Source organism: Zoogloea ramigera (genome assembly GCF_006539865.1).
In the GTDB taxonomy this organism is placed as follows: Bacteria; Pseudomonadota; Gammaproteobacteria; order Burkholderiales; family Rhodocyclaceae; genus Zoogloea; species Zoogloea ramigera.
Window position 1 is genome coordinate 25,377 of the sequence record NZ_BJNV01000035.1, and the last position, 25,052, is coordinate 50,428.

The 25,052-nt window shown below is 68.6% G+C and carries 23 protein-coding genes; all 23 read right to left on the reverse strand.

The window, feature by feature from the left end; all coding sequences use genetic code 11:
* Positions 1–35: 35 nt before the first annotated feature.
* A complete protein-coding gene (locus ZRA01_RS10950; RefSeq protein ID WP_141352078.1) occupies positions 36–353 on the reverse strand; it encodes a cupin domain-containing protein in 318 nt (105 codons plus the stop codon).
* 279 nt (positions 354–632) lie between these two features.
* On the reverse strand, positions 633–1,871 hold the full coding sequence (ccmI, locus tag ZRA01_RS10955; protein ID WP_141352080.1) for a c-type cytochrome biogenesis protein CcmI: 1,239 nt from the start codon (positions 1,869–1,871) through the stop codon (positions 633–635).
* The gene (locus ZRA01_RS10960) at positions 1,868–2,362 is read right to left on the reverse strand and encodes a cytochrome c-type biogenesis protein (protein ID WP_141352082.1); all 495 of its coding nucleotides are present in this window, start codon (positions 2,360–2,362) and stop codon (positions 1,868–1,870) included. Before ZRA01_RS10960 ends, ccmI begins: the two co-directional genes overlap by 4 nt.
* Complete coding sequence (locus tag ZRA01_RS10965) at positions 2,359–2,949, reverse strand: DsbE family thiol:disulfide interchange protein (RefSeq protein ID WP_141352084.1); 591 nt, start codon at positions 2,947–2,949, stop codon at positions 2,359–2,361. Before ZRA01_RS10965 ends, ZRA01_RS10960 begins: the two co-directional genes overlap by 4 nt.
* Complete coding sequence (locus ZRA01_RS10970) at positions 2,946–4,901, reverse strand: heme lyase CcmF/NrfE family subunit (RefSeq protein ID WP_141352086.1); 1,956 nt, start codon at positions 4,899–4,901, stop codon at positions 2,946–2,948. Before ZRA01_RS10970 ends, ZRA01_RS10965 begins: the two co-directional genes overlap by 4 nt.
* A 43-nt stretch (positions 4,902–4,944) precedes the next feature.
* Positions 4,945–5,385, reverse strand: a complete 441-nt coding sequence (gene ccmE, locus ZRA01_RS10975) for a cytochrome c maturation protein CcmE (RefSeq protein WP_141352088.1) — start codon at positions 5,383–5,385, stop codon at positions 4,945–4,947.
* A 36-nt stretch (positions 5,386–5,421) separates the two neighbouring features.
* The gene (ccmD, locus tag ZRA01_RS10980) at positions 5,422–5,625 is read right to left on the reverse strand and encodes a heme exporter protein CcmD (RefSeq protein ID WP_141352090.1); all 204 of its coding nucleotides are present in this window, start codon (positions 5,623–5,625) and stop codon (positions 5,422–5,424) included.
* Positions 5,622–6,359, reverse strand: a complete 738-nt coding sequence (gene ccmC, locus ZRA01_RS10985; RefSeq protein ID WP_141352092.1) for a heme ABC transporter permease CcmC — start codon at positions 6,357–6,359, stop codon at positions 5,622–5,624. Before ccmC ends, ccmD begins: the two co-directional genes overlap by 4 nt.
* A gap of 49 nt (positions 6,360–6,408) precedes the next feature.
* Positions 6,409–7,074 (reverse strand): heme exporter protein CcmB, encoded by a 666-nt coding sequence (gene ccmB / locus ZRA01_RS10990; RefSeq protein ID WP_141352094.1) that lies wholly within the window; start codon positions 7,072–7,074, stop codon positions 6,409–6,411.
* Positions 7,071–7,685, reverse strand: a complete 615-nt coding sequence (gene ccmA / locus ZRA01_RS10995; protein WP_141352096.1) for a cytochrome c biogenesis heme-transporting ATPase CcmA — start codon at positions 7,683–7,685, stop codon at positions 7,071–7,073. Before ccmA ends, ccmB begins: the two co-directional genes overlap by 4 nt.
* Positions 7,686–7,815: 130 nt before the next feature.
* On the reverse strand, positions 7,816–8,502 hold the full coding sequence (locus ZRA01_RS11000) for a P-loop NTPase family protein (protein WP_141352098.1): 687 nt from the start codon (positions 8,500–8,502) through the stop codon (positions 7,816–7,818).
* Positions 8,503–8,625: 123 nt separating this feature from the next.
* Complete coding sequence (locus ZRA01_RS11005; protein WP_141352100.1) at positions 8,626–9,414, reverse strand: class I SAM-dependent methyltransferase; 789 nt, start codon at positions 9,412–9,414, stop codon at positions 8,626–8,628.
* Positions 9,415–9,502: 88 nt separating this feature from the next.
* Positions 9,503–10,120, reverse strand: a complete 618-nt coding sequence (locus tag ZRA01_RS11010) for a PEP-CTERM sorting domain-containing protein (RefSeq protein WP_170182950.1) — start codon at positions 10,118–10,120, stop codon at positions 9,503–9,505.
* 82 nt (positions 10,121–10,202) lie between these two features.
* On the reverse strand, positions 10,203–10,589 hold the full coding sequence (locus tag ZRA01_RS11015; protein ID WP_141352104.1) for a hypothetical protein: 387 nt from the start codon (positions 10,587–10,589) through the stop codon (positions 10,203–10,205).
* A gap of 52 nt (positions 10,590–10,641) precedes the next feature.
* The gene (locus ZRA01_RS11020) at positions 10,642–12,087 is read right to left on the reverse strand and encodes a hypothetical protein (protein ID WP_141352106.1); all 1,446 of its coding nucleotides are present in this window, start codon (positions 12,085–12,087) and stop codon (positions 10,642–10,644) included.
* 66 nt (positions 12,088–12,153) lie between these two features.
* Positions 12,154–13,665 (reverse strand): hypothetical protein, encoded by a 1,512-nt coding sequence (locus ZRA01_RS11025; protein ID WP_141352108.1) that lies wholly within the window; start codon positions 13,663–13,665, stop codon positions 12,154–12,156.
* A gap of 399 nt (positions 13,666–14,064) precedes the next feature.
* A complete protein-coding gene (locus ZRA01_RS11030) occupies positions 14,065–17,634 on the reverse strand; it encodes an indolepyruvate ferredoxin oxidoreductase family protein (RefSeq protein WP_141352110.1) in 3,570 nt (1,189 codons plus the stop codon).
* A 101-nt stretch (positions 17,635–17,735) separates the two neighbouring features.
* Positions 17,736–19,634 carry an Lnb N-terminal periplasmic domain-containing protein gene (locus ZRA01_RS11035; protein WP_141352112.1) on the reverse strand — a complete coding sequence of 633 codons (1,899 nt, stop codon included), beginning with the start codon at positions 19,632–19,634 and terminating at the stop codon, positions 17,736–17,738.
* A gap of 107 nt (positions 19,635–19,741) precedes the next feature.
* Entirely contained in the window at positions 19,742–20,224 is a 483-nt protein-coding gene (locus ZRA01_RS11040) for a DUF3015 family protein (protein ID WP_141352114.1), read from the reverse strand.
* Positions 20,225–20,359: 135 nt separating this feature from the next.
* Positions 20,360–21,760: an FAD-binding oxidoreductase gene (locus ZRA01_RS11045; RefSeq protein WP_141352116.1), complete on the reverse strand. Its 1,401-nt coding sequence runs from the start codon at positions 21,758–21,760 to the stop codon at positions 20,360–20,362.
* Between the two features lie 96 nt (positions 21,761–21,856).
* The gene (locus ZRA01_RS11050) at positions 21,857–22,591 is read right to left on the reverse strand and encodes a retron system putative HNH endonuclease (RefSeq protein ID WP_141352118.1); all 735 of its coding nucleotides are present in this window, start codon (positions 22,589–22,591) and stop codon (positions 21,857–21,859) included.
* Complete coding sequence (locus ZRA01_RS11055; protein WP_141352120.1) at positions 22,588–23,967, reverse strand: AAA family ATPase; 1,380 nt, start codon at positions 23,965–23,967, stop codon at positions 22,588–22,590. Before ZRA01_RS11055 ends, ZRA01_RS11050 begins: the two co-directional genes overlap by 4 nt.
* A gap of 488 nt (positions 23,968–24,455) precedes the next feature.
* Positions 24,456–24,920, reverse strand: coding sequence for a hypothetical protein (locus ZRA01_RS11060; protein ID WP_141352122.1), 465 nt, complete (start codon positions 24,918–24,920; stop codon positions 24,456–24,458).
* Positions 24,921–25,052 lie beyond the last annotated feature (132 nt).

A 25,052-nucleotide genomic window follows, 5' to 3' on the forward strand; every position in this document is an offset into this window, starting at 1 on the left:
GCCGCAAGGATACGCCAGGCAGGTGTCGTTGGGCTTCAGGGCCCGGCATGCACCGCCAGCCAGACGGTGTCGGGGCCGGTGGCGGCGACCCGGTGGCGGCAGCCGGCGGGGATCAGCAGCCAGTCGCCGGGCGCCAGGGCCTGGCGGCGGCCGTCACCAAACTCGAGCTCGGCGCTGCCCTGGGCGAGCAGCACCCATTCGTCGTCGGGCTGCGCGTACCAGAAGCCGGGCGGGCTGGCGTGAAAATGGGAGAGGATGCGCTCGATGCGCAGGCCGGGCCTGGTGAAGAGTGTCTCGAAGTGCTCTTCTGCGGCCGGCGGGGGAATCTGGGCGAACAGGTTGGCAGCGCGCATCGGGCGGCTCCGGGGGCGAGGACGAGCAGGATACGGGGGAGAAAGGCTGAAGAAAAAGGCTGCGCCGGGATGAAATCTCTGTTGGGTATTGGGGGCTTTTTTGTGCCCCGGCGCGCCGCGGAAGGACGATGACTCGACTTGGCGGACGCCTTGCCTTCCGGCAGCCGAACCAAATCAAACCAGAATGTTAAGGGAGCTCGAGCCCGCAAGCCAATTGAAGATGGCCATTGGTGGCATAGCCGCAGCCTATGGCTGTACTGGCACAGCCTTGCTGGCCGCTTATTCGACGACCTTGTCGATCACGATGCTGAGCTTGCGGGCGCCGGGCTGCACCGGGCCGCTCTCGCCGCGCAGGTCGCCGGGCTTGGCGGTGGCGTCGCCCGACCTGGAAACCCGCGCCTCGATGCGCAGGCTGCCGGCCGACGAGAGCTTGAACTCGGGGCTGAGCGCCATGCTGTCGTCGAGGGTGAACTCCCGTGGCAGGTCGGCGACGCGGGTACGCACCACGGCCAGCGGCATGCGCGGGCCTTCGGCGGCGCGGGCGAAGATGAATACCACGTCGTCGGGCGCGGCCTTGGCCTTGAGGGCCGGGGCCAGCTCGACCCGGCCGCTCACGGTTTTACCCGCTGCGGCCTCAGTGCCGGCCTTGGGGCTGGTATTGGGGCTTGCTGAGGCCTTGCCCGCGCCGAGCTGGCTCTTCGCCTTCTCGATGCCGGCGGCGAGGTTCTGGGCGTCGGGGCTGCCGGGCGGGAGCATCGCCAGCACGGCCTCCCAGTGGCGCACCGCATCGGCGAAGTTGCTGCGGAAGAAGGCGTCGGTGCCGGCCAGCACCAGGGCCTGGGGGTTTTGCGGTTCGTCCTTCAGCACGCGCTGGAGGAGGTCGCGCCCGCGGCCTTCGACGCGCCCCTGGTTGAGCTCGGCGGACAGTTCGGCCACCTGGAGCATCATTTCGGAGCTGGCCTCCATCGCCGCGCCGGCCTTGTCGAAGGCCTTGGCGGCGTCGGCGAAGCGGCCGGTCACCATGTAGCTGCGGCCGAGCATGGCCCAGCCTTCGAGATTGCCCGGGTCTTTTTCGAGCTTGGCGGCGAGGGCGTCGACCATTTTTTCGATCTCGGCGGCGGAGGCCTGCTGGCCTTCGCGGGCCGCCGGGTCGAGGGCGGCCGGCGTGCCGAGCACGACGTACAGCACGGCGGCGGCCAGCGGCAGCGTGACGGCCAGCGCCAGCGCGGTGCGCGGCAGCCGGCGCGGGGTCAGCGGCGCGGCGTCGGCCACCTCGGCGGCGGCGACGTCTTCGAGCACCCGGCGTTCGAGCTCGTCGCGGGCGCTGCCATAGTCGGCCTGGGACAGCACGCCGCTGGCCAGGTCACGCTCGAGCTCGGCGAGCTGGTCGCGGTAGATGGCGGTGTTGATGGCCTTGCGCGAGGCGCCCGCGCCACCGTGCCGGCGCAGCAGCGGCCAGCACAGCACGGCGAGGACGAGGAGGGTAAGCAGGCCGGTGCTGATCCAGAAGGCGGTCATGCGTTGTGTTTGGGCGGGTTGTCGGTGCCGGGGTCGGCGAGGAGGGCTTTGGCGGCGGCCTTGTCGGCGGCCGTCAGCGCGGTGGGGGCGAGGCCGGCGCTGCGCCGGCGCAGGTAGGCGATGAGGCCGACGAGGGCGCCGACGAGCAGCACGAAGGGGCCGAACCACAGGAGCCAGGTGGTCGGCTTGACCGGCGGGCGGTAGAGCACGAAGTCACCGTAGCGGGCGACCAGGTAGTCCTTGATCTCCGGGTCTGACTTGCCGTCGCGAATCAGTTTGCGCACTTCACGGCGCAGGTCTTCGGCCAGCTCGGCGCGGGAGGCGGCGAGGCTCTCGTTCTGGCACACCAGGCAGCGCAGCTCTTCGGATATGACGACGAGGCGGGCTTCGACGGCCGGGTCTTCGGCCATCGGGGTGGCGTCGGCGGCGAGGCTGGCACCGGCGGTACCGAGCACGGCGGCCGTCAGCAGGCAGGCGAGGGCGCGCTTCATGAGGCTTCCCCGGCGAGCTGCCTGGCGAGCGGGAGGATCTTCTGTTCGAGCGCCTCGGGGGTGATCGGGCCGATCTGCTTGAAGCGGATGATGCCTTTCTTGTCGATCAGGTAGGTCTCAGGCACGCCGTACACGCCGTAGTCGATGCCGACCCGGCCGTCCATGTCGAGCACCGACAGCGCGTAGGGGTCGCCGTGGCGGGCCAGCCAGGCGCCGGCGCGTTGGCGCACCAGGGCGGGCTCTTCGCCGGCAGGGACTTTCTTCATGTCGATCTCGCCGTCGCCGCGCAGCTCTTTGTAGTTGAGGCCGACGATGGGCAGGCCGCCCTGCTTGGCGAAGGCCACCAGCAGCGGGTGCTCGGCCCGGCACGACACGCACCACGAGGCCCACACGTTGAGCAGCCACACCTGGCCGCGCATGTCGGCGGGCGAGAACTGCTTGCCCGGGGCGAGGGTGTCGAGGCGGAACTCGGGGGCCGGCTTGCCGACCAGCGGCGAGGGCACCTCGCGCGGGTCGCGCTTGAGGCCGACGGCCAGGAACACCACCAGGACGAGGAAAACAGCGAGGGGAATCAGGAAACGTTTCAAGAGGCGGCTCCCTGGCCGGCCAGGCGGGCAGCCCGGGCGGCCTTGGCGGTGAGGCGGTAGCGGCGGTCGGCGGCGGCGAGGAGGCCGCCCAGGGCCATCATCACCACGCCGCCCCAGATCCAGCTGACGAAGGGTTTGTAATACACGCGCACGCTCCAGGCGCCGTCGCCGCCTTCCAGCGGGTCGCCCAGCGAGACGTAGATGTCGCGGGTCAGGCCGGGGTCGATGAAGGCTTCGGTCATCGGCATCGCGGAAGAGAGGTACTTGCGTTTCTCGGGGTGCAGCGGCATCACCAGCTTGCCGTCCTCGAGGAGCTCGAGGTTGCCACGGGCGGCGCTGTAGTTGGGGCCTTCGATGCCCTCGACGCCCAGGAAGCGGATCGTGTAGTGGCCGGCCGCCACGGTGTCGCCGGGGGCCATGCGCACGTCGCGCTCGGTTTCGTAGTGCTTGACCATCACGATGCCGACCACGCACACCGCGATGCCCATGTGGGCCACGTGCATCCCCCAGAAGGCCAGCGGCGGCAGGCCCGACTTGAGGCGCGCAGCGATCTGCAGCAGCGAGGCGCCGATGATCCACACCGCCAGCGCAAGGCCCAGCGCCACCCCGGCCGACCACTCGCCGGCGGCGAAGGGCAGCGCCACGCCGGCCAGCGCCGCGATGGCCAGCGCCACGCGCAGTGGGCGGATGATGTCGGCGAGGCTGGCCTGTTTCCAGCGCGCCACCGGCCCGGCGGCCATCAGGAACAGCAGCGGCACCATCAGCGGCGCGAACACCGCGTTGAAATACGGTGGGCCCACCGACAGCTTGCCCAGGTTGAGGGCGTCGAGCACCAGCGGATACAGCGTGCCGAGCATCACCGCGCCGGCCGCGCACAGCAGCAGCACGTTGTTGATGAGCAGCAGGGTCTCCCGCGACACCAGCGCGAAGGCGCCGCCGATGCTCACCTTGGGCGCGCGCCAGGCGAACAGGGTGAGGGACGCGCCCACCACCACCGCCAGGAAGATCAGGATGAACACGCCACGCTTGGGGTCGGAGGCAAACGCATGCACCGAGCTCAGCACCCCCGAGCGGACCAGGAAGGTGCCCAGCAGCGACAGCGAGAACGCGCCGATGGCCAGCAGCACCGTCCAGTTCTTGAAGCTGCCGCGCTTCTCGGTGACGGCCAGCGAGTGGATGAGCGCGGTGCCGACCAGCCAGGGCATGAAGGAGGCGTTCTCGACCGGGTCCCAGAACCACCAGCCGCCCCAGCCCAGCTCGTAGTAGGCCCAGATCGAGCCGAGGCCGATGCCCAGCGTGAGGAAGATCCACGCGGCGGTCGTCCACGGCCGCGACCAGCGCGCCCAGGCGGCATCGAGCCGGCCCGACAGCAGCGCGGCGATGGCGAAGGCGAACGCCACCGAGAAGCCCACGTAGCCCATGTAGAGCATCGGCGGGTGGAAGATCAGGCCCGGGTCTTGAAGCAGCGGGTTGAGGTCGCGGCCGTCGTCGGCGCCGGGCAGGAGGCGCTCGAAGGGGCTGGAGGTGAGCAGGATGAACAGCAGGAAGCCCGCCGCCACCAGGCCCATCACGCCCTCAACCCGCGCCACCATGTCGTCGGGCAGGCTGCGCGAGAAGGCCGCGACCGCCATCCCCCACAGGGACAGCATCAGCACCCACAAGAGCAGCGAGCCCTCGTGGCCACCCCACACGCCGGCGATGCGGTATTCGAGCGGCAGCCGCGAGTTGGAGTGCTGGGCCACGTAGAGCACCGAGAAGTCATTGCCGATGAAGGCCGCGGTGAGGCAGCCGAAGGCGATCGCGATGAGCAGGAACAGCGTGGCCGAGGCCGGCCGCGCGAGCGCCACCCAGGCCGCCACCCCACGCTGGGCGCCGATCAGCGGAAGCGTGCCCTGCACCAGGGCGACCAGCAGGGCGAGGACGAGGGCGAAGGTGCCGATTTCCGGGATCATGGGCGGTGGGGAGTGGGAGGTAGGGAGTGGGAAATCAGGGGGCTTATTGTTTCAGGGTGCGGGAGGCCTCGTGGGCCTTGTCGACAGCGGCCTGGGCCTCGGGCGGCATGTAGTTTTCGTCGTGCTTGGCGAGCACCTCGGAGGCGGTGAACAGGCCGTCGGGCCCGATGCTGCCCTGGGCGACCACGCCTTTGCCCTCGCTGAAGAGGTCCGGCAGGATGCCCTTGTAGCTCACCGGGATCTCCTTGGCCGTGTCGGTGACGACGAAGCGCGCGGTGATGTCGGTGCGTTGCAGGCTGCCCTCCTTCACCAGCCCGCCGATGCGGAAGGGGCGCCCCTGGGGCGCCTCGCCGCTGGCCACCTGGGTCGGCGTGAAGAAGAACACCAGGTTGCTCTGGAAGGCGTTGAGGATCAGCGCGGCGGCAATACCGATGGCGGCGAGGCCGCCTACGACGATGGCGAGGCGTTTCTGGCGGGGTTTCATGTAATGGCCCTGGGTGATCTGGAGGCGCGGCCCGGCTCAGGGGCGGCGGCTGGCGTGCTCATTGAGAGCCTCCCGGTCGGCGGCGAGTTCCCGGCGCAGCAGGCGGCGGGTGTCGGCAAAGCGCTTCCTGGCGAGCTGGGTTTCGATCAGCAGGGCGGCAAAGGTCACGCCGAAGCTGCCCCACACATAGAGGCCGTAGCCCCCCATCGCAAAGAATTCGGCGGCGCTGCCCCAGTTCATCGCTGCATCTCCGGAAGCTCGGCCACCCAGCCGGCGTGGTGTTCGCGTTCGAGGATGATCGCCCGCACCCGGTACAGGCTCATCGCGATGCTGTACATCCAGAAGGCCAGCGCCATCAGCAGCATGCCCCACAGCATGGTGGTGGCCATGGAGGGCGCCTTGGTGAGGGACACCGAGGCGCCCTGGTGCAGGGTGTTCCACCACTTCACCGAGAAATAGATGATCGGCACGTTCACCACGCCCACCAGCGCCACGATGGCGCCGGCTTTGTCTGCGCGGCGCGGGTCGTCGATGGCCGAGGTGAGGGCGATGTAGCCGAGGTAGAGGAAGAACAGGATCAGCTCGGAGGTGAGGCGCGCGTCCCACACCCACCAGGCGCCCCACATCGGCTTGCCCCACAGGGCGCCAGTCCATAGCGACAGGAAGGCGAACAGTGCGCCGGTGGGCGCCAGGGCGGCGCTCATCATGCCTGACAGCCGGGTGTTGAAGGTGATGCCGATGGCGGCCCAGAAGGCCATCACGCAGTAGATGAACATCGACATCCACGAGGCCGGCACGTGGATGAAGATGATCCGGTAGCCCTCGCCCTGCTGGAAATCGGTGGGTGCGACGAAGAAGCTGATCCACAGCCCGGCGGCGCAGAAGGCCGTGGCCAGCGCGGCAAACCACGGCCACAGCTTCCCGGCGAGGGGGTAGAAGCTGGCCGGCGAGGCGAACTTGAACCAGTTGATCATGGGGTGATGGGGAGTGGTAGTGGGGAGTGGGAAATGGGAAGTCAGGGGGCTAGTCGAGGGCGATGCGTAGCGCGGCGGTGGCGGCCCACGGGGCAAAGAACACACCCAGCGCCAGCAGCGCGCCGAGCAGCGACAAATGCCCGCCAGCGCCCAGGCCGGCCACGTCGGCCTCGACCGCGCCGGCGCCAAAAATCAGCGCCGGAATATACAGGGGCAGCACCAGCAGCGACAGCAGCACACCGCCGCCGCGCACACCCAGGGTGAGCGCCGCGCCGATCGCGCCGATCAGCGACAGGATGGGCGTGCCCAGCAAGAGCGAGAGCATCAGCACCCCCAGCGCCCGCGCCGACAGGTCGAACTGCAGCCCCAGCACCGGTGCCAGCAGCACCAGCGGCAGGCCCGAGGTGAGCCAGTGGGCGAGCACCTTGCCGCTCACCAGCACGGCCAGCGGAGTAGGAGACAGGGCCATCTGCTCGAGAGTTCCGTCCTGGTGGTCGGTGGCGAACAGGCGACCGAGGGACAGCATGGCCGCCAGCAGCGCGGCGACCCACAGCACGCCCGGGGCGATGCGCCGCAGCATCGCGGTTTCGGGCCCGATCCCGAGGGGGAACAGGCTGACCACGATCATGAAGAAGAACAGCGCGGTGAGCACCTCGCTCTTGCGCCGGGCGGCGAGCAGCAGGTCGCGGCGGACGATGGCGATGAAGGCGTTCATCGGCCCAGCCTCAGGTTGCCGCCGCTGCCGGCCAAATGCACCGCCTGGTGGCTGGTGAACAGCAGCAGGCCGCCGCGGGCGAGGTGTTCGTCGAGGATGTTGCACAGTTGGTCCACCGCTGCCACGTCGAGGGCAACGAAGGGTTCGTCGAGGACCCACAGCCGGGCCTGGCTGCACAGCAGGCGGGCCAGCGCCACGCGGCGCTTCTGGCCCTGGGAGAGCACCCGGCTGGGCAGGTCCTCACGCCCGGCGAGGCCGATGCGGCGCAGGGCAGCGAGGGCGGTGGCCTCGTCCAGCGGCCGCCCGGCCACCGCGGCGGCGATCTGCAGGTTCTCGAGGGCCGACAGGTCGTCCTTGATCGCCGGAGCGTGGCCCAGGTAGAGCAGGCGCGCGTGGAACTCGTCGCGGGCCTCGGCCACCGGCCGGCCCTCCCATTCGAGGTGCCCCTCGGCGGCGCCGGCCAGCCCGGCCACGATGCGCAGCAGGCTCGTCTTGCCCGCCCCGTTGGGGCCTTCGACCTGCAGCCATTCGCCGGCCGGGACGACAAAGTCCACGCCGGAAAACAGGCGGCGATCACCGCGATCGCAGGCAAGGCCGTGGGCTTGGAGCATTGGGGCGCGAAACCGGAGAGTCGAAGTCCGGCGCATTCTGCCCGAGGGGGCGGGGTGGGTAAATGGGGATGGATCAAGGAAAACCGCCCCGCGATGCGGGGCGGCGTGCCTGGGTGTGACGGCGGGGGCGTCAGTGATGGGGGCTGCCGGCGTAGGTATCGGGCGTCTGGATGGCGGGGCGCACGGCGGGGGCTTCTGCTTCGACGGCCGGGCTGGCCACCTCCATGATCTCCATCACCTGCCGCGCCAGGCTCCGGCAGGCGTTGCCGAGGTTGGAGGGCAGACCGTCGGGGATGTGCTTTTGCAGCAGGAGCTTGGAGGCCGACAGGCTGGCCACCGGATGCAGCAGGCGGTGGCGGTGTTCGCCGAGGATCTGGGCCACGTTGCGGTCGGCGGCGTCGCGTTGCCAGGCGTTGGTGGGCCACTGGGAGGGCAGGGCGTAGGCGTGGGGGAAGGTTTCGAGGTCGCGCAGCACGGTGCGCAGGTCTTCGTGGGAGTCGCGGAAGGGCAGCAGCACGAGATCACAGAGGCCGTCGAGCTGGCGGTCGACCTCGGAGCGGTTGCCGCCGCCGTCGATCACGCCGATCCAGCCCTGCATGCTGCGCAGCTTGCCGGCGACCTTGTGGAGGGCTTCCGGCGTGCGGGCGTCGGCGGTGACGTAACGGCGGCCGTCGGGCGAGAGCGGCTCGCGGGAGGTGTCGGTGAGCACGCAGGCGGAGCGCTGGCCGAGCAGCCCGAAGCCCTGGCAAAGCATGTGGGACAGGGTCGTCTTGCCGGTGCCGCCCTTGTTGCCGATGATGCAGATGATCTGGGACATGCGGGTTACCTCTCGCTGGATGCCGGGCACGATGACATGATTATCTGCCTTGTTACGGCAGGCAGAGGGGCTGAATTGAGGGCGGATTGCGGCTCAATTTCTTTTTCCTGGCAAGCACTTGCTTCAAGCCGCGGGGCGCGGGGCCCAGGCCGTGGTGCGTAGCTTGGGCGCCGGGCCGGCGGGGCGGTAGAGGTAGAGCCGGGTGCGGCGGCGGTCGGGCACCTCGATCACCGCGTCGGGGGTGACGCCCTCGATCGGGAAGCTGTTGCTGACCAGCAGGCTGCCGGGGCGGAGCTCTTCGGTGGCCTTGCGCCACACCTCCGCCATCGGTACTGGCGACAGGAAGGCATACACCAGGTCGTAGTCGGCCCAGGGCAGCTTCCAGAAGTCGCCCCGGGCCAGCGCGATGTTGGGTTGCCGGCGGGACAGCAGGCAGGACAGCAGGTAGGGCGCGGGGGCCGCTTCGATGCCCTCGCAGCGGCAGTCGGGGCGCAGGCGGGCGAGGGGGCGCAGCAGTGCGCCGGTGCCGCTGCCCAGGTCGAGCAGGCGGGTCGGGTAGTCACGCGGGAGCAGCTCGGCCACCGCCGCGGCGGTCTGGGGGTTGGACAGGAACAGCGGTACCTGGGTGCGGAAGCTGCTCCAATACACCAGCGCAAAAGCCACGAAGGCGGCGAGATACCAGCCCGGTGCGATGCCCAGTTGCAGCGCACCGACCACTAGCGGGATGAAACCCAGGTGGATCCAACGCCACCACGGGGCGCTCCGGAGGGCGATGGCCGCACCCGCGGCGCCCACGGCCTGCACCGCGACCAGCGGCCACAGCCCTGCCGGCAGCAGGCCGCTGCGGGCGGCACCTAAAGCCAGCAGGCAGCCGGCCAGCTGGGCGAGGAGGGCTTTGAGGGCGGGGGGCATGGCGCGAGTTTAACCCGTGGCCATGCCCCTGAGGATGCGCTCGCGTGCTTTCGGGCGAGCCCCTTGCTGGTGTCCGCCCGGTGCGGTGTCAGCGCGGTTTGCGGCGCTGGCGAAGCGCGGCCAGACCGGCGAGGCCGGTGGCGAGCAGCATGCCGGTGGCAGGCTCGGAGACGACTTCGACGCGAAGGGCTCCGGCATGGCTGGAGGCGGGGCCGTAGGCGAGGTCACCGCCCAGGTAGTCGTAGGACGTGCAGGGTTGGCTGACCCACTCGAAGCATTCGTTGCCCGTCGGGGTGGCGGCGTAGCGCATGTTGAAGCCCAGCAGCAGGCGCTCGACCATCGACAGGTCGGCGAGGTTGATGCCGACGAGGTCCATCACCGTGTTAACGCTGTTGTTCGTCGCGTCGACCGTGGCGGTGCCGGTGCCGCTGACGGTCCACAGGGCGTAGCTGGCGGGTGCATTGAGGAGGCCGGCGAAGCCGCCGTCGTAAACGGTGGAGAACACCGAGACGCCATTGCTGGACGAGACCTGCTGCGCCTCGCTCAAGGTGAGATCCCAGATGTCGAGTCCGCAGGTGTTCTCCTGGGGGAACATCCGGAACTCGTTGAGCGCTGTTGCGGCCGTTCCGGCGACGAGGTATTCCTTGAACAGGATGTGTCCGCTTCCGATGCAGTCCTTGAACTTGAGGCCAACCGATGCGGCCATGGGCCGCAGCCTGGCTTTGTCGCCGTGCGCAAGACTCCGTTTCGGGCGCATCCGGGGACGTGCCCGGTGTACGTTTTCAGGGCTAGTGACCAAGGTTGGCGAGGAGTATCCAGAGCAGCATGACACCGAGAAATCCTTTTACACCATAGACCCGTGGTGCCCACGTGATCGTCATGATGATGAAGTTCAGGATGGTGACGGCCAGCAGGATGAGCCCGGCTGCTACCCACTCGTTGAAGATGATGATCCCGCCAAAGCCACCGCTGATTCCGGTGGCCTTGGCGAGCAAGAGGGTCAGGCCGGCGGTGAGCAGCGGCGCGAGAGTGCTCCAGGCCTCGTAGCGGGTGGGCCGCCAATCCTTGTCGGATCGCCGTGCCCTGGAAAGAACGGGATCTGCGTCGTGGGGGCTGGTAGGGGTTCGTCTGTCCTCCGGGGGCATCATCATGTCCCGCAGGTTTTTTTCGCTCATGGGCATGGGGTGGCCTTTGTGCTTGTTTCCGGGCTGGGGTTTGCGGCGGCCTTCAGTCCTTCTGCGGCCCGGCGGCCTGTTCTGCCAGATAGGCGTCCAGGCAACGGGGTTTGGGCTCGCCGGGCTTGGCGTAGTCGCCGCGGCGGTAGCCCTGGCTCGTCTCTTGCGCCTCAAGGATTGCCGCGTCGACGGGTTTCTTCAGCGTGGCACGGATCATCCTTTCCCGCCGCCGGTCCTGGGTGATGGGGACGCCCCGGTCGAGCAGGGCCTTGACGCTGCCCACCGCGCCGGTGCCCCAGGCGATCTCGACGGGGCCGCATTGCTTGCAGCTCTCGAGGGGTGAAACGATGGATGGACGGAAAACTCGCATTACTGGTGGCTCGCATTCGGTGCGGCACGCTTCTGCGTCGATCGGGGTAGCGGTGCGAAGGGACGGGTCTGAGAGCAAGAGGTCGAGCATCGGCAGGTAGCCGTCCAGCGTCCCGAGCGCTGCTTCATTCCGGCCGGCGGACTGGGCCCACAGGTGCAGGGCGTTTCCCTTGCCCTGGTCACGGGTGGTCGGCAGGGCGTCGAAGTGGGTGCGGCCGTCGGTGAGGAGCCATTTCAGGACCTTGACGGCCTTAGCATCGATCAGGAGGTCGAGCAGGGCCATGTCGGAGCGCTCCTGGAAGCGCCGGTGGCTGCCTCTGTAGTGGATGAGCATCGCTTGCTCAAGGGACGCGCCCCGTTTCAGCAGCTCGCTCACCCGCTCCGGGGCATCGGCGCGGATGGCGTAGTGGAGCCCATGATTGAGCTCATCTGGCTTGGCGTAGTCGAGCATGACCTGCCGAAGGGCAGGGTCCAGGCCGAACAGGGCTGCGGTCAGGCCATTGACGTCGTGCTGTACCCGGGTGCCGGTCGCGCAGTAGTAGAGGGACTTTTGCTTCGGATCGTCCCGGCTTGCCGGGTACGGGGCTATGGCGCCAAGGTGGCCCGGTGCGCCGGACTGCAGCGCCTCGACGAAACTCGTCTTGCCGCGAATGGCAAGCTGGTTGTAGAGCACTTCGAGCGTGTAGTAGCGGTCACAATGCAGCCGGCAATTTTTGACGGCAGTTTGGAAGGCTTGCAGGTCGTCGCCGTCGGCGGCGAGCTTTATTGCTTCGGTACGCTGTGCTGCGGCGGCAGCGCGCCGCTCGTCGGCGGTGCTGATGTAGCGGGCGACGGAGAAAATGAGTATCCAGATCAGGAGCGCAGCCCAAAACCCCCTCGACGGATATGAGCTATCGGCCCGGCGGATGGTCATCACGATGAAGTTCAGGATCGCTGCGACTACCAGCAACGTCGGGATGGCCAGCCACCAGACGGAGAAGATCCCTGCGAGGCTGAGGCCCCCGGCAAGGCTGCCGACAACCCGGTAAAGGGGGATGGCAATCAGCAGGGCAATCGGTACGGCGAGGATGCTTCGGCCCTCATAGGGCGTCAGCAACGTGTCTTGCGGGTCTGTGTCGTTCATGGGCATGCCTGATCTTTCCTGTGGTTTATCGGGTGTGCTTTGTGCAGGTGCGTCTGGCCATGCCTGGGAGGCTCAGCGCTGTTGCGGCCCGGCGGCCTGTTCGGCCAGGAAGGCATCCAGGCAGTTGGCGTCAGGCGTGGCGGCTTCGCCTTGATAGGAGCGCAGCCGCATCTGCTGGGCTTTGCCCACTTCCGGATCGGTGGGGGCCTGCAGGGCGGCAAGGATGAGCTTGCGTCGTTTGTGGTCGGACGAGATGGGCAGACCGCGGTCGATCAGGGCCTTGACGCTGCCCACGCCCCCTGCGCCCCAGGCGAGCTCGACCGGCCCGCATTGCAGGCAGCGCTCTTCGACCTGCATGTAGATCGACTTGGGTGTCTTGAAACCGGCCGGCTGGCAGTTGTCGCGGCAGGCCTGGGGATCGAGGGGGGCTGTATCCCGGAAGGCGGGTTCGGCGAGCAGCCCGTCGAGTACCGGCAGGTGGCTGTCGAGTGTGCCGAAGCGCGCCTCGTGCTGGCTGGCGGCGCGGGCCCACAGGTGCAGGGCGTCGGCTTCGCCCTTGTTGCGGGTGGCATCCAGCGCGTCGAGATGGGCGCGGCCGTCGGTGAGGAACCACTTGAGCACGTGGGCGGCCCGGGCTTCGATGAGGAGCTCGACCAGGGCCAGCCGGGAGGCGCGCGGGGCTTGCAGGCGGTGGTTGTCGTAGGACATGAGCACGGCCCGTTCGAGGGAGGCGCCCCGCTGCAACAGCTCGGCCACGCGCTCGGGCGCGTCGGCGCGGATGGCGTAATGCAGGCCGTTGTAGAGCTCATGGGGGGCGGCGTAGTCGAGCATGAGCTGCCGGAGCGCCGGCAGTGGGCCGAACAGTGCGGCGGTCATCCCGTCGAGGTGGTGGCCGACCCGGGCGCCGGTGGCGCAGTAGAGCAGGCGGCCGGCCTCCAGGCGGGCGCGGTGGTGGGAGGCTTCGGCGAGGGACGATAGGTGAGTTGGCGAGCGGGCCTGCAGGTCGCGGACGAAGGCGATGTTGCCGCGCATGGCGAGGACGTTGTAGAGCGTCTGGATCATGGCCGGGCTGCAGTCGAGCCCGCAGCCGTCTACGGCCCGCTGGAAGGCCGGCAGGTCGGTGCCCCGGGCGGCGGCCCAGACAGCGTCTTCGCCGACAGGAGCATGCAGCTTGCGAGGCATGGAGAACCTGTAGGGCCCCCAGATCGCGCCGGCGACCAGCAGCCAGGCGGCGAGGCCCGCCACGAAGCCCTTGCCACCGAAAAGGTTCCAGCTCACCGCCACGCTCATCAGCGCGAAGTTGATGCAGGCTGCGATCCAGGGGTAGCCCACGACCGGCTTCAGGAGAAAGACCAAAAGCCGGAAGACAAAAAAGTCGCTGTTCGAGCCCTCGACCAGGATCTTGAACGCCCCGGCCAGCACAAGGGCCCATAGGCTCAGCCGGATGTAGGTGGGCGAGATGTGACCGTGGGGCTTGCGGCCGAAGATGCGAGGGCCGGCCTTGTCCGCGGTGGGCGGCGGCGTGTCGCCGGGGGAGGAGGACGGATTGGATTCGGGGGGCGCTGCGGCGTGGCTGTCGGGCATCTCTCGGGCTCCGGGGTTCGTCGATTCATCGGCCGCGCCAGCCTTTGTGGCTGCACGGCTCGTGCAATCGGCGTGCCAGCAGCCCGGGTGGCGGGGCTGGCAGAGCATGTGGCCGATAGCTGTATAAAATTATATATAAAAATTCATAGCGTATGCCTTTCAATTTTCCCTTTTGTCATCGTCTGCGGGGCTGAAACGCGTCGATGTGCCTGGGCGACCCAAGGCAGCCTCTCCTGGAAACGCAGGGCAGCCCGAAGTTTCCTTGTCCCCACGGGGGCTGGGCTGGGTGGAGCCCGGCCCTGGGGGCGCTCAGCGGCGGCCTCCGTCGCCCGCAACGGCGTGACGACGCACGTGCAGCCGGAGCCGGGGCTCCACGGGCATTGAACTGGCGCTGCCGCTTCAAGCCACCTGCGCCCCGCCCTGGTGGCCCGGTCTGGCGGGGGCCACCAGGGCGGCCCGCTTCTCGGCGGCCTTCTTCATCGACCAGGCCTTCACGTGCCCGAAGCCGCGGATGTCTTCCGGCAGCCGGGCGAGGGCGATGGCGCGGGGCAGGCGCGCCGCGTCGAGGCCGTCGAGGAGCGCGCCGATGTCGGCCTCGTACTGGGCGATGAGGGCCCGCTCGGCCTTGCGTTCCGGGTGGTAGCCGAAGGGGTCGAAGGGCGTGCCGCGGAGGCGGCGCAGGCGGGCCAGCCAGCTAAAGGCCTTTTCCATCCAGGGGCCGAAGACGATCTTCTTGATGCGCCCGCTGTCCGGGTCGGGGCGGGCCAGGAAGGTGGGGGCGAGGTGGAAGCGCAGCGTGTAACCGCCCTCGAAGCGGGCGTCGAGGCCGGCACGGAAGGCCGGGTCGGCGAATAGGCGGGCGACTTCGTATTCGTCCTTGTAGGCCAGCAGCTTGAAGTAATTGCGGGCCACCGCGTCGGTGAGGGCCTCGCTGCCCAGCGGGGCCTCGGCGGCGCGCACGCGGGCGACGAAGTCGGTGTAGCGGCGGGCGTAGGCGGCGTCCTGGTAGGCGGTGAGTTCAAAGGTGCGGCGAGCGATGCGCTCGTCGAGGCTTTCGGGGCGCAGGCGGATCACCGGCGCCGGGCTCACCGCGCGTTGCACGGCGGCCAGGTCGACGGCGGCGCGGCGGCCCCACAGCAGGGCCTGGCGGTTCATCTCGACGGCGGCGCCGTTGAGCTCGATGGCCTTGTCGAGGCTGGCCTCGCTCACCGGCACCCAGCCCCGCTGCCAGGCGTAGCCGAGCAGGAACAGGTTGGTGGCGATGGCGTCGCCGAGCAGCTTGGTGGCCAGGCTACCGGCGTCGAGGAAATCAAAGTTCTTCTTGCCGACGGCCTCCACGATGGCGGCCTGCATTTTGTCCTGGGGGAAGGCCCAGTCGGGGTTGCGGGTGAACTCCGAGGTGGGGGTTTCGAAGCAGTTAACGACGCCGTGGGTGGTGCCCACCGCCATCTTGGCGAGGGCGTCGACGCTTGCGGTGACGACCAGGTCGCCACCGATCACCGCGTTGGCCTCGCCGGTGGCGATGCGTACCGCGTGGAGATCCTCGGGCCGGTCGGCGATGCGGATGTGGCTGAACACCGAGCCGCCCTTCTGGGCCAGGCCGGTCATGTCGAGCACCGTGACGCCCTTGCCGTCGAGGTGGGCGGCCATACCGATCAGCGCGCCGATGGTGACGACGCCGGTGCCACCGACGCCGGTGACGAGGATGCCCCACGGCTTGCCGGTGGCGGGCAGCCGCGGCGCCGGCAGCGGGCCGAAGCGCTCGCCCTTGCCGGCCTGGGCGCGGCCGTGGCGCAGGCGGCCGCCCTCGACGGTGACGAAGCTCGGGCAGAAGCCGTTCATGCACGAATAATCCTTGTTGCAGGCCGACTGGTCGATCTGGCGCTTGCGGCCGAACTCGGTCTCGACGGGCAGGATGGCCATGCAGTTGGACTCGCGGCCGCAGTCGCCGCAGCCTTCGCACACCGCCTCGTTGATGTACACGCGGGTCTGCGGGTCGGGGTAGGTGCCGCGTTTGCGGCGGCGGCGCTTCTCGGCGGCGCAGGTCTGGTGATAGACGATCATCGACACGCCGGGCAGGGTGCGCAGTTCGCGCTGGATCACGTCCATCTCGTCCCGGTGGCGCACGCTGACCCCGTGGGGGATGTCGGCCACCCGCCAGGGCGTGTCGCTGCCGTCGGTGACGAGCACGATGTTGCCCACGCCTTCGGCCTGCAGCTGGTGCAGCAGCCGCGGCACCGTCAGCTCGCCATCCACCGGCTGGCCGCCGGTCATCGCCACCGCGTCGTTGAAGAGGATCTTGTAGGTGATGCCGCTGGTCGGCTGGCGGTGGTGGCGGGGTCGGTTGAAGGCCGCCACCGCCTGGCGGATGGCCAGGATGCCGGAATGAAAATAGGTGCCGTCGCCCAGGTTGGCGAAGATGTGGCGCTCGTCGGTGAAGGGCGCCTGGCCCACCCACGGCACGCCCTCGCCGCCCATGTGGCTGAAGGTGGCGGTGCGCCGGTCGGGCATGAAGCTGGCCATGTAGTGGCAGCCGATGCCGGCCAGCGCGCGGCTGCCGTCGGGCACGTGGGTCGAGGTGTTGTGGGGGCAGCCGGGGCAGAAGGTGGGCACCCGGTCGATGGCGAACACCCGGTGGCCGAGCAGGGCCTCCTTGGCCTGCAGGAAGGCCAGCCGCTGCTCGATGTGCTCCGACGTGAAGAAGCGCCCGATGCGCCCGGCGATCACCCGGGCGATCATCGCCGGGGTGAGCTCGCCGGCCGCCGGCAGCAGCCAGTCGCCGTGGTCCACGCAGCTGCGGCCATCGGCGCCGGTGCTGCGGAGCATCGCCCACTCGCCCTTCTCGTCGAACTTGCCCACCACCCGCGGGCGCACGTCCTCGCGCCAGTTGTAGAGCTCTTCCTTGAGCTGGTATTCGATGAGCTGGCGTTTTTCCTCCACCACCAGGATCTCGTCGAGGCCCTCGGCGAAGCGCCGCACGCCGTCGGCCTCAAGTGGCCACACCATGCCCACCTTGTAGAGCCGGATGCCGATCTCGGCGGCGAGGGCCTCGTCGATGCCCAGGTCGTCGAGGGCCTGGCGCACATCCAGGTAGCTCTTGCCGGCGGTGATGATGCCCAGCCGCGGCTGGGGCGAGTCGATGACCACCCGGTTGAGCCCGTTGGCGCGGCAGTAGGCCAGCGCGGCGTAGAGCTTTTGGTGGAGCAGGCGTTTCTCCTGCACCAGCGGCGGGTCGGGCCAGCGCAGGTTGAGGCCGCCGTCGGGCAGCACGAAGTCGGTGGGCTCGCGGGTGACCACGCGCATCGGGTCCACATCCACCGACGCCGACGTCTCGACGGTGTCGGCCAGCGCCTTGAAGGCCACCCAGCAGCCCGACCAGCGCGACAGGGCCCAGCCATGCACGCCGAAGTCGAGGTATTCCTGCACCCCGGCCGGGGCCAGCACCGGCATCATCATCGACTTGAAGAAGTGGTCGGTCTGGTGGGGCAGGGTGGATGACTTGGCCGCGTGGTCGTCGCCGGCGATCGCCAGCACACCGCCAAACCTGCTGCTGCCGGCGGCGTTGGCGTGGCGGAACACGTCGCCGCAGCGGTCGACCCCCGGCCCCTTGCCGTACCACATCGCAAACACGCCCTGCACCCGCGCCTTGGGCGACAGGGCCAGCTGCTGGGTGCCCCACACCGCGGTGGCGGCCAGGTCTTCGTTGATGCCCGGCTGGAACACGATGTCGTGCTCGGCCAGGTGCTCGGCGGCCTTCCACAGGCTGAGGTCCAGCCCGCCCAGCGGCGAGCCCCGGTAGCCCGACACGAAGCCGGCGGTGTTGAGCCCGGCGGCCCGGTCGCGCTCGCGCTGGATCATCAAGAGGCGCACCAGCGCCTGGTAGCCGGTGAGATAAACCCGGCCGGATTCGGTGGTGTATTTGTCGTCCAGGCTTGCGCTGCGGACGGGGCGGGGATCCTGCTCGGCCATGGTGTTGCCCTCGCAAAAATCGGTGGATCGATCTGCGCGACAAGCCTGCCGCCGCGCGCCGCTGCCTGCCCTGTTTGAGGCGGCAGCGGCGCGCGGGTTCCTCAAAAATACAGTTGCCAGCCCAGCTGGATGCTGCGTTCGGTGCTCCGTGTGTCGGGCAGTTCAAGCTGCGTCCACTCGTAGCCGGCCACCAGGTTGCTGTGCGGGCCCACGCGGCTGCGCAGGCGGGCGCGGAAGCTGCTGCGCTCGAGGCGCCGGTCGATGTACCACTGGCGGCCGGCCTCGATCTGCACCCGGCTGTGCTCGCCCAGGTCGCGCAGCACGCCGACCAGCGGGCCGGTGCCGATGGCCCAGTTCTTCTGCAGGCCGGCGTGGCTGAGGAGCTGGTTTTCTAGGAACACGTAGCCCAGCAGCGGCCTCTGGCCAAGCTTCCATTCCCACGCTGCGCCGGGGCCGCCGGCGAGCATCGGGGCGATGGGGCGGGTGGCGCCCAGGCTGCGCTCCCAGCCGAAGCGCACCTTCCACGACAGCGGCTGGGACCACGCTCGGCGCGGCGCCACCGAGACGATGTCGACCGGCAGGAGGCGGTCGAGCTGCCAGCCCCGGCCTTCGCGCTGGCTGGCGGCCAGGTCGCCGAAGCGGATCTGGGCGCCGCGGGCGTAGCCGCGTTCGGGGTCGAGGAGATCGTGGTAGGCCGGGCGGAGCTCGAGGAACAGCGCCGCGTCGCCCGCCAGGCTGCCGGCGGCGAGGCCGGCGCGTGCCGAGGCGTGGCCGCTCTCGGGGCGCTCGGGCACGGGGACGGTGCCAGTGTCGATGGCCGGAAGCGTGCTGCGGCGGGTCTGGATGGCCTTCAGACGGGCGAGGGCCTCGTCCTGCCCGAGCTTGCCACCGTGGCCGCGGAAGGACACCAGGCGGTCGGCGAACTCGAGCTGCTCGATGGCCAGCGGGCTGTCGCCCAGGCTCTCCGGCGTGGTGCCGCCGTCGGCCACGGCGATGGCGGCTTCCAGCTGGGCCGGCGCGAGGCGGCCGGCGCGGTGGGCGAGTTCGGTGCCCGCCGAGGCGCGGAAGTGGATGTCGGTGACCAGCCCCGGCGTGGCGGCCACCACGCCCTTGACGGTGTCCACCGGGATCGCCGTCCAGAAAAACTGCTGCGAGAGGCGCAGGCCCGGCCGCGCCACGTCGAGCAGGCGCAGCATCATGTACGAGCAGTTCTCGTCGAAGAACCAGTAGTCGAAGCGCGTGGCGCCGATCTCCCAGGCGTGGCGCAGCAGCTGGCGGGTTTCGGCGGTGCTCAGGTTGAGCTGGTATTCCCACACGTCGCGGCTTTCCATGTCGCTGTATTCGCGCACCTTCACGTAGTAGGGCGAGCTGGAAAGCATGCCGGGGTAGAGCCCGGTGAGGCCCTTGAGGGCGAAGCTGAAGCCGTCGCTGGCGTCGGCCTTGGCGGCGTAGTTGATGGTGTAGGCGAGCAGCCGGGTGGCCTCGGTCTGGCCGACGGCGTCGATGCGCAGCAGGGTGTGGCCGAACATCGAGGCCGGGCTGTTCACGTAGGCCGACGGGAAGACCAGGGTGGCGCCGGCCGGGTTGATCGCCGCCATCCAGGCCTCGAGCCGCGGGCAGGGCTGGGCCGGCAGGGTGGCGGTGCTCATGCCGAGGCGCGTGCGCAGCCAGTGCACGCGGGCCGGAAAGCGGCACTGGGGGTGGCTGTCGGGGTCGTCGGGGCGGGCCGGGTCGAACAGGCGGGCGAGGGTCGCGTCGAGTTCGGCGGCCGGGTTGCTGGCGCCGTCCGGGGCGTTGAAGAAGCCCGGGTCGTCGGCCAGGCTGCGCAGCCGGCGGGTGAGCGGGTGGGCTTCGTACTGGAGCAGGTCAGCCCAGGCCGGGTCGTCGGCGAGGTGCAGGCTGCGGGCCTGGGCCTGGAGGTCGCCGGGGCCGTCGGCCCGGGCCGGGAGGGCGGCCGTGGACAGGCACAGGGTGGCGCCGAGGGCGAGCAGTGTTCGCATGGGATGAAGGCGGGAGCGGCCGGCGGGCGTTAAAAAGCCCTGTGCGGGCACAGGGCTATGGCTTGCTGCGGGCCGTGGGCTGGCCAGGGCCCGCAATGCTGCGGCAATCAGACGGCTTCGGCGTACTTGGCGAGGCGGGCGTCGGACTGCAGGGCGGCCTTCAGGCGGGCGGCGATGCTGTCGGCGGACTCGACCGAGGCGAAGATCTCGGCGTGGCGGGCCTTGGTGAGGCTGACGAAGGCGGCCTTGTCGGCGGCGTCGACCTTCAGCAGCGCAGCCAGCGCATCCAGGGTTTCGCCTTGGCCGGAGGCGGCGTCGCGGGCCAGCTGGGCCTTGTTGCCGTCGATGAACAGGGCGGTCTTCCAGTTGGAGCTGACCACGCCGTCCTGGGTACAGCCCAGGGTGCCGGAGGTGATGCCGAAGGTCTGGTTGCCGAAGGTGCCGTTGGTGGTGACGGCGAGCACCTGCGGCGCGATGCCGTTCTGGCCTTCGAAAACCTTGGAGCCGAGGCCGCAGGAGCCGACGTTGTTGGCCGCGGCGAAGGCGGTGACAGGGAGAGACACGAGCGCTGCGAGAAGAATTTTTTTCATTATCCGATCCTCAAGGTTGTGTTCCTGTTCGGGCACTGCCGGTGCAATGCCAATGCGATCTTAACCCAATTCGTGCGGCTTGCCAGCGCGGTGCGCGGGCGTGTTGCTTTCGCGCACGCCCGGCTTCCGGGGGCATCACGCCCGGTAGGCCGCCTGCACCACGCCCGGCGGCAGCACCTTGCCGGGGTTTAGGAGGTTGAGCGGGTCGAGGGTGGCCTTGAGGCTGGCCATCACCGCCACCGCGTCGCCGTGCTCGGCGAGCAGGAAGTCCTGCTTGCCGATGCCGATGCCGTGCTCGCCGGTGCAGGTGCCGTCGAGGGCCAGCGCCCGCTCGACGATGCGCCGGCCGAGCGCCTCGGCGGCCTCCACCTGCTCGGGCTGGTCGGGGTGGGTGAGGATCACCACGTGGAAGTTGCCGTCGCCCACGTGGCCGACGATGGGGGCGATCAGGCCGCTGGCGGCGATGTCGTCTTGCGTGCCGGTGATCGCCTCGGCGAGGCGCGAGATGGGCACGCAGACGTCGGTGGAGATGGCCTTGCAGTCGGGCACCAGGTTGATGCTGGCGTGCAGCACCTGGTGGCGGGCCTGCCACAGGCGGTTGCGGTCTTCCTGGCGGGTGGCCCACTCGAAGCCCTCGCCGCCGTTGTCGCGGGCGATCTCCTGCACGGTTTGCGCCTGCTCCTCGACGCCGGTGGGCGAGCCGTGGAACTCGAAGAACAGCATCGGCGCCTCGCGCAGGGTGGTCTTGCTGTAGCGGTTGACGGCGTGCACGGTGAGGGCGTCGAGCAGCTCGATGCGCGCCACCGGCACGCCGAGCTGGATGGTCTGGATCACCGTCTGCACCGCGCTCGCCACGTCGGGGAAGGCGCAGGTGGCGCTCGACATGGCCTCGGGCAGCGGGTGCAGGCGCACGGTGACCTCGGTGATGACGCCCAGCGTGCCCTCCGAGCCGACGAACAGGCGGGTCAGGTCGTAGCCGGCGGACGACTTGCGGGCCCGCCCGCCGGTGCGGATCACCCGCCCGTCGGCCATCACCACTTCGAGGCCCAGGGTGTTCTCGCGCATCGTGCCGTAGCGCACGGCGTTGGTGCCCGAGGCGCGGGTCGACACCATGCCGCCCAGCGACGCGTCAGCGCCCGGGTCGATCGGGAAGAACAGGCCCGTGCCATGCAGCGCCGCGTTGAGCGTCTTGCGCGACACGCCGGGCTGCACCACGGCGTCCATGTCCTCGCCGTGGATGGCGACGATCTGGTTCATCTCGGAGAGATCGAGGCACAGCCCGCCATTGACCGCCAGGATGTGGCCCTCCAGCGAGCTGCCGGCGCCGTAGGGGATCAGCGGCACCCGGTGCTCGCGGCACAGGTTCACGATCTCGACCACCTCGGCGGTGGAGTGGGCCCACACCACGCCGTCGGGCAGCGCATCCGAGAAGTGGGATTCGTCGTGGCCGTGGTGGGTGCGCACCGCCTCGGCGGTGGAGAAACGCTTGCCGAAACGCTCGGCGAGGGCGGCGGTGAAGGGCGTGGGCAGGGGCATGGCGGAGTGGGGAGTGGGGAGTGGGGAGTGGGGAGTGGGCGTCAGGTTAGCGCGCTTCGCCGCTGATCTCCATCCGGGGTGCCCCGCAGGTCGGGGTCATCGGAGCGCGGGCGCCTGCCGTTGCAGCGTTTCCTCGGCCACCGGGCCAAAGAACTGTCGGGTCAGGGAAAAGAAGCGGCTGAGCCGGCCTGAGGATGGCACAAGGTCAACCGCGACCAGATCGGGAAGACTCCAGCCTCTCTCGGTGTGCTCAATAAACAATTCGTCGAGTTCGTCCCACCACTGGCGCCGCCGGGTGACGAGGAAAGGGCTGTTGAGGTTGAGTGTGTCGATGGTGTACTGAGCACGATCCCGTGCCGGGGCATCGAGATCATCGGTCGGTGTCACGCGCCCATCGGACAGGTAGGCGAAGAAGCGACCGCTGTCGGGTTGATGCGGTGAAATGAAGCGATGCATGTCCACCGGGCGCTGCTCGTCTTGTTTGCCGGGGGCATGGCCGCCAAAGAGTTCGTCGCCCTTAGCCTTGAATGTGCCCAGGTCATTGGTGCTGTGCAGGGCACTTGCAGCAAGGTTCGCGTAGTCGAGGGTGCGAAGCGGATTCTGCGCTTTGTTCTCGACGTGCTCGATGTGATAGCCCAGCCCTTCCTCGTCAGCGCGCAGTTCGCTGTAGCAGCACAGATGAAACTGCTCGGCGAGCAGGTGCTGCAGCACTTCGTCCTTGTGGTGAAAGTTCTTCCAGCGACTTTTTGCTTGATCGGGTGTTTGGGGCGGATTGGTGTTCGACTGCTTGAGGTGAAAACCACCCGAGCCTTGTTTTTGAATCGCCCTCATCGCCTCAAAGCCTCCTGCCGCTGGATGCTGCGGCGGAGGCGCTGAAGCTGAGGGTGCTGTTCGCCCAGCGCCTGGGTGAGCTGGCTCAGGAGACTGACGGCGGCGTCATCCTGATAACGGCCCTGATCCACCCATTCGGTCAGGCGCTGCAAATCTGCCTTCTCGGCGACCGGCGGCTGGGGGTCGACGAGCATCACACTCTGCATCACATCGCCGCTGGGCTCGCCGTAGGTGTGAGCCAAGGGTTCCGTGGCGATGATGTTGCCGCTCGGATCGGGCCCTAGAACCCGGATGTTCTCGCGGCGGACCGTGCTGAGCACCTGCGGGCTGTGGGTGGTGACGATGAACTGCAGTCGTGGAAAAGCCCTACGCAAGGCACCGGCGATGGTCTGCTGCCAGGATGGATGCAGAAACATGTCGACCTCGTCGATCAGCGCGACCCCGGGTGTCTCGAGGGCCGCATCGGCCCCCAGATGTGGATTGAGCTTGTAGGCACGATAAGCCAGGTCGGCCACCATCGCGATGGCGTTGCGCACACCGTCGCTCAGCATGTCCACCGGCATGCTGCCGAACTGTGCGTGGTGCATGACCAGCTGCTGATGCTGGCTGGCCTTGTATTCCAGCCCATGCCAGCCGGTAGTTTCGCTGACGAGCGTATCGACGGCGCGCGTGATGACGTCGATGATCGTCGCGAAACGCTGCCCGGTCTCGTCCAGCGGGCGGCCTTGTTCAAGCGCCCGGATCTGCTCTTCACGATAACTGCGAAAGATCCAGCCATACCATGCGGTGAAGGCCTTGAAGCTCGACGAGTAAGCGAGGCAATTCAGATAGCCCGAACTGCGGGAGTAATCGCTAGTGTTGAGCACGACATCCTCGGCGGTCGAGGTGAAGCGCCCTTCAAACCACAGGCGTGATGTGCCGAGGTAGCTGACGAGGGGCAGCGTGACAGTGTTATTGGCGCCGCGCAGCTGCTGCTCAAGCTGGTTGGCGAAGGCGGTCAGTTGCTTGGCGCCGGCGTCAGCCAGAGTGTTGGTGCCGGGTTTTACGCGTTCCCGGCTTTGCACCCATGTGCGTTCGGTGGAGTCTGTCTCCCAGGTGCCGATGGCTTCGATCCTGCTCGGGAGTTGCGGCTCCATGTTGCCATCGGCTTGCGGCGCCAGGCGAACGTCTGCGATCTGAATCGTGGCACTCTTGCCTGCTTGGCTTCCCAGGTCGAAGCCCTTCACATAGGGCCACAGAGCAACCCGCGCCGCATCCAGCACCGTGGTCTTGCCACTGCCGTTGGGGGCGATCAGGACGGTCAGTTCGGGGTGAAAGTCGATCTGCAAGGATTCGAAACAGCGGTAATTGCCAAGGGTCAGTTGCTTCAGGTGCATGGCGCATGGCTCCCTGCGGAGTAAGTCGTTCAAATTTCTTGAACCAAGGCTGCGGAGTATGAAGGACGTAGACGGAAATCTCGACCAGGCCCGCCGGCTCCAGGCGTTGACTATCAGCCGTTGGAGGAGACAGGGTGGGCGTGGCACTGGCGGCTTGGGGGAACCCTCGGTCGCCTCATTTTGAGGCGATGTTGCCTGGAAATGAGGCAGCCGAGGGTCCCGCTGACCCTCTGCCGCCTAAAAATGAGGCGACCGACCCTCCCGCGGACCCTCGGGCGCCTAAAAATGAGGCGACATCGCCTAAAAATGAGGCGGCCGAGGGTGGCGGGGACCCTCGCTTGCCTAAAGTTTAGGCGACGCTGCCTAAAGTTTAGGCGGCGTCGCCTAATAATGAGGCAGCACCGCCTCAAAATGAGGCGATGGAGGGTCGGCCGGACCCTCCGTCGATCAACAATCACCCCCCCGCCGGGGAGACGCCCGGGCCGGGTTCAGGCCGCGTCGTCGACCTTGGCCGGGCTGCTGCGGCGCACGTTGGAGCGCATGCTCTCCTGTAGCGGCGCCACGTTGTCGGCCTTGCCGTACTTCTTGAGCAGGTCATAGCCGTCGTAGCACGCGGTCTGGATGTCGCTGCCGAGGGCCACCCGGGTGTCGGCGCACTTGGCCGTCAGGGCCTGCAGGCGCAGCAGCCGCGGGCGCAGCGCGTCGTAGGCGGCCAGATCGCGCTTCAGCTCTTTCAGGTCGAAGCCCGGCGGCAGCGCCTGCTGGTTCTGCTCGAGGATCGCCGTGGTCTGCCGGCAGAAAGTCTCGCTCCGCTCTCCGATCTTGGTGAGCCGCCGCATTTGCTCCGGGGTGAGGGAGACGAAGATGTCCATCAGCTGCTCGATGGCGTCGAGCGCGGCATCGAACTTGGGCAATTCATCGGTGAGGTCGAGGGAGATGAGGTTCTGGGCCATGGCGGTGCTCCTGAATTTGGAATGGAAGGGCTTGGAATGCGGCGGTTCTGGCGCGCAGGAGAATATTACTTAATGCTAAGCTTTTTGGGTAATCTGCGGGTCGGGTCGGGTCGGGTCGGGTCGGGTCGGGTC